This is a genomic window from Siminovitchia sediminis (genome assembly GCF_042680885.1).
GTDB classification, from domain to species: Bacteria; Bacillota; Bacilli; order Bacillales; family Bacillaceae_C; genus Siminovitchia; species Siminovitchia sediminis.
Window position 1 is genome coordinate 22,248 of sequence record NZ_JBHUEO010000087.1, and the last position, 13,213, is coordinate 35,460.

Genomic DNA, 13,213 nt, shown 5'->3' on the forward strand with positions numbered 1-13,213 from the left:
TCAGTTGACAGGTCAACTAGTTCAGTATGGACGGCACCGCCAGCGCAGAAGCTTTGCTCGTATCAGTGAAGTATTGGAACTGCCAAACCTTATCGAAATTCAAACTTCCTCTTATCAGTGGTTTCTTGATGAGGGCTTAAAGGAAATGTTTCAGGACATCTCCCCAATTGAAGATTTCGCTGGAAATCTATCATTGGAGTTTATCGATTACAGTCTCGGTGAGCCAAAATACTCAGTGGAAGAATCTAAAGAACGCGATGCTACGTATGCGGCTCCGCTTCGTGTGAAATTGCGTCTTTTAAATAAGGAGACCGGTGAAGTCAAAGACCAGGATGTTTTCATGGGAGACTTTCCGTTGATGACTGAAATGGGCACTTTCATTATCAACGGGGCAGAGCGTGTCATTGTATCCCAGCTGGTACGTTCACCAAGTGTGTATTATAGCGCAAAGGTTGATAAGAATGGCAAAAAAGGGTTCACAGCCACTGTTATTCCAAACCGCGGCGCATGGCTCGAATATGAAACAGATGCAAAAGACGTGGTATATGTCCGTATTGACCGGACAAGAAAATTGCCGGTAACGGTTCTTTTGCGTGCACTCGGATTTGGTTCTGATCAAGAAATCATCGAATTAATCGGAGATAACGAATATCTTCGAAACACTCTCGAAAAAGACAATACGGAGAGCGTGGAAAAAGCTTTGCTTGAAATCTACGAGCGTCTCCGTCCAGGTGAACCCCCAACAGTTGAAAATGCGAGAAGTTTACTAATTTCCCGCTTCTTTGATCCAAAAAGATATGATTTGGCCAACGTTGGGCGTTATAAAATCAACAAAAAGCTTCATATTAAAAACCGCCTGTTTAATCAGCGGCTGGCAGAAACTCTGGCTGATCCGGAAACGGGCGAAATCATTGCGGAAAAAGGTACAGTTCTTGACCGCCGCACATTGGACAAATTAATCCCTTACCTTGAAAAAGGTGCAGGATTTAAGACATACAACAATCACGGCGGTGTGCTTGATGATGATATCACCGTCCAAACAATCAAAATATATGCCCCCAATGATGATGAAGAAAAAGTAATCAATGTGATCGGAAATACGGTGATCGCGGAGGAGATAAAAAATATCACTCCTGCAGATATCATTGCATCGATCAGCTACTTCTTTGATCTTCTCTATGGTGTCGGCGATACAGATGACATCGATCACTTGGGGAACCGCCGCCTACGTTCAGTCGGCGAGCTCCTTCAAAACCAGTTCCGAATTGGGTTATCCCGGATGGAACGTGTCGTTCGTGAACGGATGTCCATTCAAGATATCAATACGATTACGCCGCAGCAATTGATTAACATTCGGCCGGTTATCGCGTCCATTAAGGAGTTCTTCGGCAGCTCCCAGTTGTCACAGTTTATGGACCAGACCAATCCGCTTGCGGAGCTTACTCATAAACGGAGACTTTCCGCGCTCGGACCGGGCGGTTTGACACGTGAACGTGCCGGTATGGAAGTGCGGGATGTTCACTATTCGCACTATGGACGGATGTGTCCGATTGAAACTCCGGAGGGTCCGAATATCGGTTTGATCAACTCGCTTTCTACTTTTGCAAAGGTCAATCCGTTCGGGTTTATTGAAACGCCTTACCGCCGTGTCGATCCGGAAACAGGCGTCGTTACGGACCAAATTGATTACCTGACTGCCGACGAAGAGGATAACTATGTTGTAGCCCAGGCGAATGCTCCTCTTACGGAGGAAGGAACTTTCCAAAACGAAGAGGTAATTGCGCGCTTCCGTGGAGAAAACACCGTTGTGAAAAGAGAGCGCATTGACTATATGGACGTTTCTCCAAAGCAGGTTGTATCCGCAGCGACAGCGTGTATTCCATTCTTGGAAAATGACGACTCCAACCGTGCTCTTATGGGAGCGAACATGCAGAGGCAGGCTGTTCCGCTAATGCAGCCGGAAGCTCCGCTTGTCGGTACAGGCATGGAGTATGTGTCGGCAAAGGACTCGGGATCTGCAGTCATTTGTAAGCATGAGGGAATCGTTGAGCATATTGAGGCTCGCGAAATCTGGGTTCGCCGCATCCAAGAGGTTGACGGCCAGGAAATCAAAGGCGACCTTGATAAATATCGCCTTCAAAAGTTTATCCGTTCCAACCAGGGAACCTGCTATAACCAGCGTCCCATCGTGAGCGTCGGTGATCGGGTCTCCAAAGGAGAAATCCTTGCAGACGGACCTTCAATGGATATGGGTGAATTGGCACTGGGACGCAATGTTTTGGTCGCCTTCATGACATGGGAAGGTTATAACTATGAAGATGCCATCATCATGAGCGAGCGGCTTGTTAAAGATGATGTTTATACGTCTATCCATATTGAAGAATATGAATCGGAAGCCCGTGATACTAAACTTGGCCCTGAAGAAATGACAAGGGATATTCCAAACGTCGGGGAGGATGCGCTGAAAAATCTCGATGAGCGCGGAATTGTCAGGATTGGGGCAGAAGTCAAAGACGGTGATTTGCTCGTCGGGAAAGTAACACCAAAGGGTGTAACAGAACTGACAGCGGAAGAGCGCCTGCTTCATGCCATTTTTGGTGAAAAAGCACGCGAAGTCCGCGACACCTCTTTAAGAGTGCCGCATGGAGGCGGTGGTATCGTCCTTGATGTCAAGGTGTTTAACCGCGAAGACGGTGATGAGCTTTCCCCTGGTGTAAATCAGCTTGTACGGGTCTATATCGTACAAAAGAGAAAGATATCAGAAGGGGATAAAATGGCAGGACGCCACGGTAACAAAGGGGTTATCTCCAGAATTCTCCCTGAAGAGGATATGCCATTTATGCCTGACGGCACCCCAGTCGATGTGATGCTTAACCCGCTGGGTGTTCCTTCAAGGATGAATATCGGGCAGGTGCTTGAATTGCACTTGGGAATGGCAGCCCGTTCTTTGGGACTGCATATGGCATCCCCCGTATTTGACGGCGCAACTGAAGAAGATGTATGGGAGACAATCGAAGAAGCCGGCATGGCTCCTGATGCAAAAACGATCTTATACGATGGCCGGACCGGAGAACCGTTTGATAACCGTGTATCCGTGGGTGTCATGTATATGCTGAAACTTGCACATATGGTAGACGATAAGCTCCATGCACGCTCCACAGGACCATACTCACTTGTTACACAGCAGCCGCTCGGCGGTAAAGCGCAGTTTGGAGGGCAGCGTTTCGGAGAAATGGAAGTGTGGGCCCTCGAGGCATATGGCGCGGCATACACTCTTCAAGAAATTTTGACCGTGAAGTCTGATGACGTCGTCGGGCGTGTAAAAACATACGAAGCTATTGTGAAAGGTGAAAATGTTCCCGAGCCGGGTGTTCCTGAGTCATTTAAAGTATTAATTAAAGAGCTGCAGAGCCTCGGGATGGATGTCAAAATTCTGTCCGGGGATGAACAGGAAATTGAAATGCGCGAGCTTGAGGAAGAGGAAGACCTTCATCAGGCAGATACACTGAACATTGCTCCGGATACAAAAGTGGAAGAAACAGCTGCAACCAAGGAGTAATTGAACGCAAGACAAGGCAATTAGGGTAAAACCTGTATATGAAAAGGGAGGTAGGCCCCTTGCTGGATGTAAATAATTTCGAGTATATGAAAATCGGCCTTGCTTCACCAGACAAGATCCGTTCATGGTCTTTTGGGGAAGTAAAAAAGCCAGAAACGATCAACTATAGAACATTAAAGCCGGAGAAAGACGGCCTTTTCTGCGAACGGATTTTTGGTCCTACGAAGGACTGGGAATGCCACTGCGGAAAATATAAGCGGGTCCGCTATAAAGGTGTAGTCTGCGACCGGTGCGGTGTGGAAGTGACAAGGGCAAAAGTCCGCCGTGAGCGGATGGGGCACATTGAGCTTGCTGCCCCTGTCTCCCACATTTGGTACTTCAAAGGAATACCTAGCCGGATGGGCCTTCTGTTGGATATGTCCCCCCGGGCACTGGAAGAAATTATTTATTTTGCTTCTTACGTAGTGACCGATCCCGGAGATACTACGTTAGAGAAAAAACAGCTTTTATCCGAAAGAGAATATCGTGCTTACAGAGAAAAGTACGGAAATTCCTTCAATGCAGGAATGGGGGCAGAAGCGATCAAAAAGCTTCTGCAGGATGTTGACCTCGACAGAGAGGTTGAGATTCTCAAAGAAGAACTTAAAACAGCCCAGGGGCAGCGCCGCACCCGTGCAATCAGGCGGCTTGAAGTACTGGAAGCTTTCCGTCATTCCGGAAATCATCCGGACTGGATGGTATTGGATGTCCTGCCGGTTATTCCTCCGGAGCTGCGTCCAATGGTTCAGCTGGAGGGCGGCAGGTTTGCCACGTCTGATTTGAACGATTTATACCGCCGTGTCATTAATCGGAACAACCGGCTTAAGAGACTTCTGGATCTGGGAGCTCCCGGAATCATCGTACAGAACGAAAAACGGATGCTTCAGGAAGCTGTCGATGCTTTAATTGATAACGGTCGCCGCGGACGCCCGGTAACGGGGCCAGGAAACCGACCGCTTAAATCTCTATCACACATGCTGAAAGGGAAGCAGGGACGCTTTCGGCAAAACCTTCTTGGTAAGCGGGTGGACTATTCAGGCCGTTCGGTTATCGTTGTAGGCCCAAGCCTGAAAATGTATCAATGCGGATTGCCGAAAGAAATGGCATTGGAACTGTTCAAGCCGTTTGTCATGAAGGAATTGGTAGAAAAAGGTTTGGCTCACAATATAAAGAGTGCGAAGCGCAAAATTGAGCGGGTTCATCCGGAAGTGTGGGATGTGTTAGAAGAAGTCATCCGCGAGCACCCGGTATTGCTTAACCGTGCACCGACTTTGCACAGACTTGGTATCCAGGCATTTGAGCCGACTCTCGTAGAAGGAAGAGCCATACGGCTCCATCCGCTTGTTTGTACAGCTTATAATGCCGACTTTGACGGTGACCAAATGGCGGTCCATGTTCCGTTATCTGCTGAGGCTCAAGCTGAAGCCAGGCTGTTGATGCTGGCAGCCCAGAACATTTTGAATCCGAGAGATGGAAAACCGGTTGTTACACCATCACAGGACATGGTACTTGGCAACTATTACTTAACACTTGAACGTGAAGGTGCTGCAGGGGAAGGCATGGTATTTGCAAACGCGGACGAGGCAATCCTTGCGTACCATAACGGGTATATTCATTTGCATTCCCGGATTGCTATTCACGTGGATTCTCTCCAAAACGAGAGATTTACTGAAGAGCAGCGCAAGAAATTGCTGGTCACGACAGTAGGTAAAATTATTTTTAATGAAATTTTGCCTCCGTCCTTTCCGTACATCAACGAACCAACCGATGAAAACCTGGAGAAGAACACACCGGATAAATACTTTATCGATACTACGGAAGATGTGGCTGCTTTTATTAAAAAACAGCCGCTCGTCAAACCATTCAAAAAGAAAATTCTCGGAAACATTATTGCCGAGATCTTTAAGAAATTCCATATTACCGAGACATCCAAAATGTTGGACAGCATGAAAGACCTTGGTTTTAAATATTCAACAAAAGCAGGAATTACAGTCGGTGTTTCTGACATTGTCGTGCTCGCCGAGAAAGAAAAAATACTCGACGAAGCCCAGACGAAAGTAGACAATGTCTTAAAACAATTCAAGCGCGGACTGATCACGGATGAAGAACGTTATGACCGTGTCATTTCCATCTGGAGCGCTGCAAAGGATGACATTCAGGATAAGTTAATGGAATCTCTTGATCGGCTTAACCCGATTTACATGATGAGTGACTCTGGGGCAAGGGGTAACGCTTCAAACTTTACGCAGCTAGCAGGAATGCGGGGCTTGATGGCCAACCCGGCCGGACGAATCATCGAGCTTCCAATCAAGTCCAGCTTCCGTGAAGGCCTGACAGTACTCGAATACTTTATATCTACACACGGGGCTCGTAAGGGATTGGCGGATACCGCCCTGAAGACTGCAGACTCGGGTTACTTGACAAGAAGGCTCGTCGATGTAGCCCAGGATGTCATTGTCCGCGAAGACGATTGCGGCACGGACAGAGGTCTTCTCATATCCGCCCTGAAAGATGGTACGGAAGAGATTGAGTCTCTGGAAGAGAGATTGATTGGCCGTTTCACACGCAAGAAAGTAACGCATCCGGATACAGAAGAAATCATTCTGCCGGAAAATACACTTATTACGGAAGATACGGCGAAGGAAATTGTGAATGCCGGAATTGAAGAAGTATGGATCCGTTCCGCGTTTACGTGCAATACCCGCCACGGCGTCTGCAAGAAATGCTACGGCCGCAACCTGGCTACAGGTTCTGTGGTAGATGTCGGGGAAGCGGTGGGAATTATCGCAGCCCAGTCCATCGGGGAACCGGGAACACAGCTGACGATGAGAACCTTCCATACAGGCGGGGTTGCAGGAGACGATATTACTCAAGGTCTTCCGCGTATTCAGGAATTGTTTGAAGCCCGAAATCCGAAAGGGCAGGCAGTTATTTCTGAAATCAGCGGCGTTGTCACTGCCATCAATGTCGGCAGGGACCGACAGCATGAAATTGTCATCCAGGGAGACATTGAAAGCAAGACATACAATGCTCCTTATACAGCCCGCCTGCGCGTAGCTGTTAATGATAGAGTCGAACGCGGACAGGAGTTGACAGAGGGATCCATTGATCCTAAAGAGCTGCTCCGAGTCCGGGATGTCGCAGCGGTTCAGCAATATCTCTTGCTCGAAGTGCAGAAGGTTTATCGGATGCAGGGTGTTGAAATTGGTGATAAGCACGTCGAAGTAATGGTTCGCCAAATGCTGCGTAAGGTCCGGGTGACAGACGCAGGTGATACCGATGTTCTTCCGGGAACACTGCTTGACATCCACCAGTTTACCGATGCGAATGAAAAGGTCTTGCTTGAAGGCAAACAGCCGGCCATCGGCCGCCCGGTCTTGCTTGGTATTACGAAAGCATCTTTAGAAACAGATTCCTTCCTGTCAGCTGCATCATTCCAGGAGACTACACGCGTGTTGACAGATGCAGCCATCAAAGGCAAGCGGGATGAACTGTTAGGTTTGAAAGAGAACGTCATTATCGGTAAGCTTGTCCCGGCGGGAACAGGCATGCAGCGTTATCGAAGAGCCAAAGCAGTATTGAAAAACGAAGAAGAAGATACGGCCAATGTTGAAGTAGAGTAATGCAGAAGCCGCCGGCAGACTTGCCGGCGGATCACTTCTGTAATTACAAAAAAGGTGCAGAATGGCGCTTGCCGGGCGCTATTTCTATTTCGTGCACTTTTTAAAATAATTTATTGACATTGAAAATTTCAGATGGTACGATATTCAAGGTGATCCTATCTTGAAACCTGTAGCTTTGGAGGATGCGAGAAATTGTCTTATGAAAAAGTTTTGCAGGATGCAAATGTAGTTATAGGAACAAAGCAGACAGTACGGGCTTTGAAATCAGGCGATGCGAAGCAAGTTTTTATTGCGGAGGATGCCGAACCACGGGTTACGGGCAATGTCATACAAACTGCACAGAGCCTGGATATCCCCGTTACTAAGGTGGATTCCATGAAAAAACTTGGCAGAGCATGCGGGATTGATGTAGGAGCAGCTGCTGTTGCCATCATTCACTAAAAGTGTTTTTGCAGTAAAGGCCATATCGGCTGCAAAAACTGTTTTTTTAACTCAAAAAAAGAACCACCTGGATGTGTGGGTCTACAAAACCAGAAAGGAGGAAACATTCATGCCTACAATTAATCAATTGGTACGTAAGCCGAGAAAGTCAAAAGTATCTACTTCTGACTCTCCAGCATTGAACAAAGGGTATAACAGCTTTAAGAAAACAAGCACAAACGTTTCTTCTCCGCAAAAACGCGGTGTTTGTACACGTGTTGGTACAATGACTCCTAAAAAGCCGAACTCAGCGCTTCGTAAATATGCCCGTGTTCGTTTGACAAACGGAATTGAGGTTACTGCCTACATTCCTGGAATCGGCCATAACCTGCAGGAGCACAGCGTCGTGTTAATCCGCGGCGGACGTGTAAAAGACTTGCCTGGTGTACGTTATCACATTGTACGCGGAGCCCTTGATACTGCTGGTGTTGAGAACCGTGAACAAAGCCGTTCTAAGTATGGTACAAAAAAACCTAAAAAATAAAATGGATACGATAGATGTCTATTTGACCGTGAAAGGAGGAAATCTGAATGCCACGTAAAGGACCAGTCGCTAAAAGGGATGTCCTTCCTGATCCCATTTACAACTCCAAGCTTGTTACACGTTTGATCAACAAGTTGATGGTTGACGGAAAAAGAGGGAAAGCACAAACCATCCTATATTCAGCATTTAATATCGTTCAAGAAAAAAGCGGAAAAGATCCAATGGAGGTTTTTGAACAAGCATTAAAAAACATCATGCCAGTATTGGAAGTAAGAGCACGCCGTGTGGGTGGTGCAAACTACCAAGTACCAATTGAAGTGCGTCCGGAACGCCGTTCAACATTGGGTCTTCGCTGGTTGGTGAATTACGCACGTCTTCGTGGAGAAAAAACCATGGAAGAGCGCTTAGCCAATGAAATTCTTGATGCTGCAAACAACAGCGGTGCTTCAGTGAAGAAGCGTGAAGATACACATAAAATGGCTGAGGCAAACAAAGCATTTGCCCATTACCGCTGGTAAGATCACAACTATTTTTAAACTAGGAAGGAGAAAGACGAGATGCCTAGAGAGTTCTCCTTAGAAAAGACTCGTAATATCGGAATCATGGCTCACATTGATGCCGGTAAAACAACAACAACCGAGCGCATCCTTTTCTATACAGGGCGAATCCATAAAGTTGGTGAAACTCACGAAGGTGCTTCCCAAATGGACTGGATGGAACAAGAGCAGGAGCGCGGAATTACGATTACCTCTGCTGCTACAACAGCACAGTGGAAAGGTTACCGCGTAAACATCATTGATACTCCTGGTCACGTAGACTTCACCGTTGAAGTTGAACGTTCCTTGAGAGTTCTGGATGGAGCCGTTACTGTCCTTGACGCGCAGTCTGGTGTTGAGCCTCAGACTGAAACAGTTTGGCGACAAGCAACTACTTACGGAGTTCCACGGATCGTATTTGTTAACAAAATGGATAAAGTCGGTGCGGATTTCTTATATTCCGTGAAAACCCTGCATGACCGCCTTCAGGCGAATGCACATCCCATTCAGCTTCCAATTGGCGCAGAAGATGAATTTAAGGGATTCGTAGACCTTGTTGATATGAAAGCATGGATCTATGAAGACGGCGCATTGGATGCCAATGAGGCAGAAATTCCAGCTGATCTCCAAGATCAGGCCGAAGAATTGCGTGCAAGCCTTATAGAGGCAGTCGCAGACTTTGATGAAGAATTGATGATGAAGTATCTTGAAGGAGAGGAGATCTCCAGCGAAGAACTTAAAGCTGCTATCCGTGCGGCAACATTGAAAGTAGAATTCTACCCGGTTCTTTGCGGAACAGCTTTTAAAAACAAAGGTGTTCAGCCGGTTCTTGATGCTGTTGTAGACTATCTCCCGGCTCCGATTGATATCGAATCTATTAAAGGAACCGTGCCTGGTACCGGAGAAGAAGTGGAACGTCATGCAGATGACAATGAGCCATTCTCAGCTCTGGCATTTAAAGTAATGACGGATCCATATGTCGGCCGTTTGACATTCTTCCGTGTATACTCAGGTACACTCGATTCCGGTTCTTATGTACAAAACTCCACTAAAGGAAAACGTGAAAGAATCGGCCGTATCCTTCAGATGCACGCGAACCACCGTGAAGAGATCACGACAGCTTACAGCGGTGACATCGCAGCAGCGGTTGGTTTGAAGGATACAGGTACAGGAGATACCCTTTGCGACGAGAAGAATTTAGTTATTCTTGAGTCCATGGAATTCCCGGAGCCGGTGATTTCTGTAGCTATCGAGCCTAAATCTAAAGCAGACCAGGATAAAATGGGTGCGGCTCTTGCTAAATTGCAGGAAGAAGACCCAACTTTCCGCGCTGAAACAAACGTCGAAACAGGACAAGTGGTTATTGCCGGTATGGGTGAGCTCCACCTTGATATCATCGTTGACCGCTTAAAGCGTGAATTTAAAGTAGAAGCGAATGTGGGTGCCCCACAAGTTTCTTACCGTGAGACTTTCCGTACTTCGGCACAAGTTGAAGGTAAATTCGTACGCCAGTCCGGTGGACGCGGACAATTTGGTCACGTTTGGATTGAATTCTCGCCGAACGAAGAAGGTAAAGGTTTTGAATTTGAAAATGCCATCGTTGGTGGTGTGGTTCCTCGTGAATACATTCCTGCAGTTCAGGCAGGTTTGGAAGACGCCATGGAAAATGGTGTCATTGCAGGATACCCGCTGATTGACGTAAAAGCTAAGCTATATGATGGTTCCTACCACGATGTGGACTCCAGTGAGATGGCATTTAAGATTGCAGCTTCCCTCGCATTGAGAAATGCAGCGAAAAAATGTGATCCTGTCCTTTTGGAACCAGTAATGAAAGTCGAAGTTGTTGTACCGGAGGAATACCTCGGGGATACAATGGGAGACATTACTTCACGACGCGGACGCGTGGAAGGCATGGAAGCCAGAGGAAATGCGCAAGTGGTCAAAGCTTTTGTTCCACTTTCCGAAATGTTCGGATATGCAACTTCTCTCCGTTCCAATACACAAGGACGCGGTACGTACACGATGCACTTTGACCACTATGAAGAAGTGCCTAAATCCATCGCTGAAGAGATCATCAAAAAAAATAGCGGTGAATAATTGATTTTATTGCATCTATCAAGTATAACTACTAGTAGATGTTACTCGAGTTGCTTTAAGGCGGGGAATAGCCCCCTTTAAAGCACTCAACTATACTTACATTATTTTTAAAATTAAAGGAGGATTTCCTAATGGCTAAGGAAAAATTTGATCGTTCCAAAGAACATGCGAATATCGGTACAATTGGTCACGTTGACCATGGTAAAACAACTTTGACTGCTGCTATTGCGACAGTTCTTTCAAAAAGACTTGGTGGAGAAGCTAAATCTTATGACCAAGTTGATAACGCTCCTGAAGAAAAAGAGCGTGGAATCACAATCTCTACTTCTCACATTGAGTATGAGACTGAAAAACGCCACTATGCACACGTTGACTGCCCAGGACACGCTGACTATGTTAAAAACATGATCACTGGTGCTGCGCAAATGGACGGAGCTATTCTTGTAGTATCTGCTGCTGACGGCCCAATGCCACAAACTCGTGAGCATATTCTTCTTTCCCGTCAAGTAGGTGTTCCTTACATCGTTGTATTTATGAACAAATGCGACATGGTTGACGATGAAGAACTTCTTGAATTAGTAGAAATGGAGATCCGTGATCTTCTTTCTGAATATGAATTCCCTGGGGATGACCTACCAGTTATCAAAGGTTCTGCTCTTAAAGCTCTTGAAGGAGAAGCAGAATGGGAAGAGAAAATTATTGAATTGATGGATGCTGTTGACGACTACATCCCTACTCCAGAGCGTGAAACAGACAAACCATTCATGATGCCTGTGGAGGACGTATTCTCCATTACTGGACGTGGAACAGTTGCAACAGGACGTGTTGAGCGCGGCCAAGTTAAAGTTGGTGACGAAGTAGAAATCATCGGTCTTGCAGAAGAGTCCAGCAAAACAACTGTAACAGGAGTTGAAATGTTCCGTAAGCTTCTTGACTATGCAGAAGCCGGAGACAACATCGGTGCGCTTCTTCGTGGGGTTGCTCGTGAAGATATCCAACGTGGTCAAGTATTGGCTGCACCAGGATCTATCACTCCACACACAAAATTTAAATCTGAAGTTTACGTTCTTTCCAAAGAAGAAGGTGGACGTCACACTCCATTCTTCTCTAACTACCGTCCTCAGTTCTACTTCCGTACAACTGACGTGACTGGTATTATCAACCTTCCTGAAGGCGTAGAAATGGTTATGCCCGGGGACAACGTTGAGATGACAGTAGAACTTATTTCCCCAATCGCGATTGAAGAAGGAACTAAATTCTCAATCCGTGAAGGTGGACGTACAGTAGGCGCTGGTGTCGTTTCTTCTATTGAAGCATAATAAAAATAGACATTGCTATAAATGGGCCCATTAAAACGGGGCTGTCTAAATAGCCCCTAAAATAAATCAGGAGGAGAAAACCGAATCGTTTTTCTCCTCCTGATTTTGCATTTGTGGGCTTTTTTCCTAAAAGCAGCTGGCGGATGCCCGCCACTTTCAGGAAGTTATGGGCCAAGGCCACCAGTCCGAATTCCACGTGGACCTTTTCGAGGCCACGCAGAGAGAACCGGCGGAACGACCGATTGCCCTTGATGTGACCGAACACACTTTCTACTTCGACTTTTCGTCGGGAGTAGATTTCTGCGTTCTTTTCACATTCAAGGGCTGTCTTGGCCTTTGCCTTCATTTCTTCATAGACCATATTCAAATGGACCTGCCGGTTGCCTTTGGCTTTTGTGCATCGGGCTTTCAAGGGATATCCGGAACAGTCCTCACATTCATAAATTTTATAGCTTTGGATATAGCCTGAGGCATTCTTTTTGTTTCGGTATGATTGAAAACTTACTTTGCGTCCATTCGGACATATGAACAGATCATCGTGCTCCAGGTACGTCCAATTTTTTGCGTTTTTAATATCATTTTTATATGTACGTGTCTTTTCTTTTAGATAGTTATTATAAGGAATTAAATAATCAAAACGCGTCGCTTTTTCTTCTCCTATGGCGTACAGATAGTTTTCCTCGCTGCCATAGCCTGCGTCAGCAACGACTGTTTTAGGCATTGGCAAAGAAGACCCCGCCAGTTTCTTCATATGAGGAATGAAACAACGCGTGTCAGTGGGACGTTGGTGGACAGAATAGAAAACAATAAACTGGTTTTCTGTCGCTGCCTGTACATTATAGCCTGGTTTCAATTGGCCGTTTTTCATGTGGTCTTCCTTCATGCGCATGAACGTGGCATCAGAATCCGTTTTTGAAAAGCTGTTGCGGTCACCGAATATCTCATGATGCAAACGATATTTATGGATACGCGGGATGAAGTTTTCGCGGATCATCTTTACGGGTTTTTTCAGCGCACTCCGGCGTTTACGAAGTTCCTTGCGGACAGGTACTTCTTCAGCTGTTTCGATTTCATCC

At 46.4% G+C, this 13,213-nt stretch carries 8 protein-coding genes; 7 read left to right on the plus strand and 1 reads right to left on the minus strand.

Features of this window, described 5'->3' with window-relative positions; translation table 11 throughout:
• Nucleotides 1-4 precede the first annotated feature (4 nt).
• The 7 genes from rpoB to tuf all read left to right on the plus strand — a co-directional run bounded on the left by rpoB (nt 5) and on the right by tuf (nt 12,137).
• Nucleotides 5-3,559 (plus strand): DNA-directed RNA polymerase subunit beta, encoded by a 3,555-nt coding sequence (gene rpoB, locus ACFSCZ_RS17365; protein WP_380775704.1) that lies wholly within the window; start codon nt 5-7, stop codon nt 3,557-3,559.
• A gap of 59 nt (nt 3,560-3,618) precedes the next feature.
• A complete protein-coding gene (rpoC, locus tag ACFSCZ_RS17370) occupies nt 3,619-7,221 on the plus strand; it encodes a DNA-directed RNA polymerase subunit beta' (protein ID WP_380775706.1) in 3,603 nt (1,200 codons plus the stop codon).
• Between the two features lie 192 nt (nt 7,222-7,413).
• Nucleotides 7,414-7,662, plus strand: a complete 249-nt coding sequence (locus ACFSCZ_RS17375) for a 50S ribosomal protein L7ae-like protein (RefSeq protein ID WP_380775708.1) — start codon at nt 7,414-7,416, stop codon at nt 7,660-7,662.
• A 109-nt stretch (nt 7,663-7,771) separates the two neighbouring features.
• A complete protein-coding gene (gene rpsL, locus ACFSCZ_RS17380; protein ID WP_380775710.1) occupies nt 7,772-8,185 on the plus strand; it encodes a 30S ribosomal protein S12 in 414 nt (137 codons plus the stop codon).
• A 47-nt stretch (nt 8,186-8,232) separates the two neighbouring features.
• Nucleotides 8,233-8,703 (plus strand): 30S ribosomal protein S7, encoded by a 471-nt coding sequence (rpsG, locus tag ACFSCZ_RS17385; protein ID WP_380775712.1) that lies wholly within the window; start codon nt 8,233-8,235, stop codon nt 8,701-8,703.
• A gap of 39 nt (nt 8,704-8,742) precedes the next feature.
• Nucleotides 8,743-10,818: an elongation factor G gene (gene fusA / locus ACFSCZ_RS17390; RefSeq protein ID WP_380775714.1), complete on the plus strand. Its 2,076-nt coding sequence runs from the start codon at nt 8,743-8,745 to the stop codon at nt 10,816-10,818.
• 131 nt (nt 10,819-10,949) lie between these two features.
• Complete coding sequence (gene tuf, locus ACFSCZ_RS17395; protein WP_380775717.1) at nt 10,950-12,137, plus strand: elongation factor Tu; 1,188 nt, start codon at nt 10,950-10,952, stop codon at nt 12,135-12,137.
• Here the strand turns inward: tuf and ACFSCZ_RS17400 are convergent.
• Nucleotides 12,124-13,213 (minus strand): transposase (locus ACFSCZ_RS17400; RefSeq protein WP_380775718.1); only part of this gene is annotated, 1,090 nt, incomplete at its 5' end. The two genes, tuf and ACFSCZ_RS17400, sit on opposite strands and share 14 nt — an antisense overlap.

Bases quoted from the DNA above. Each gene is read 5' to 3' on its own strand.
- rpsL (WP_380775710.1), top strand. From the start codon at position 7,772: ATGCCTACAATTAATCAATTGGTACGTAAGCCGAGAAAGTCAAAAGTA.
- rpsG (WP_380775712.1), top strand. From the start codon at position 8,233: ATGCCACGTAAAGGACCAGTCGCTAAAAGGGATGTCCTTCCTGATCCC.
- fusA (WP_380775714.1), top strand. From the start codon at position 8,743: ATGCCTAGAGAGTTCTCCTTAGAAAAGACTCGTAATATCGGAATCATG.
- tuf (WP_380775717.1), top strand. From the start codon at position 10,950: ATGGCTAAGGAAAAATTTGATCGTTCCAAAGAACATGCGAATATCGGT.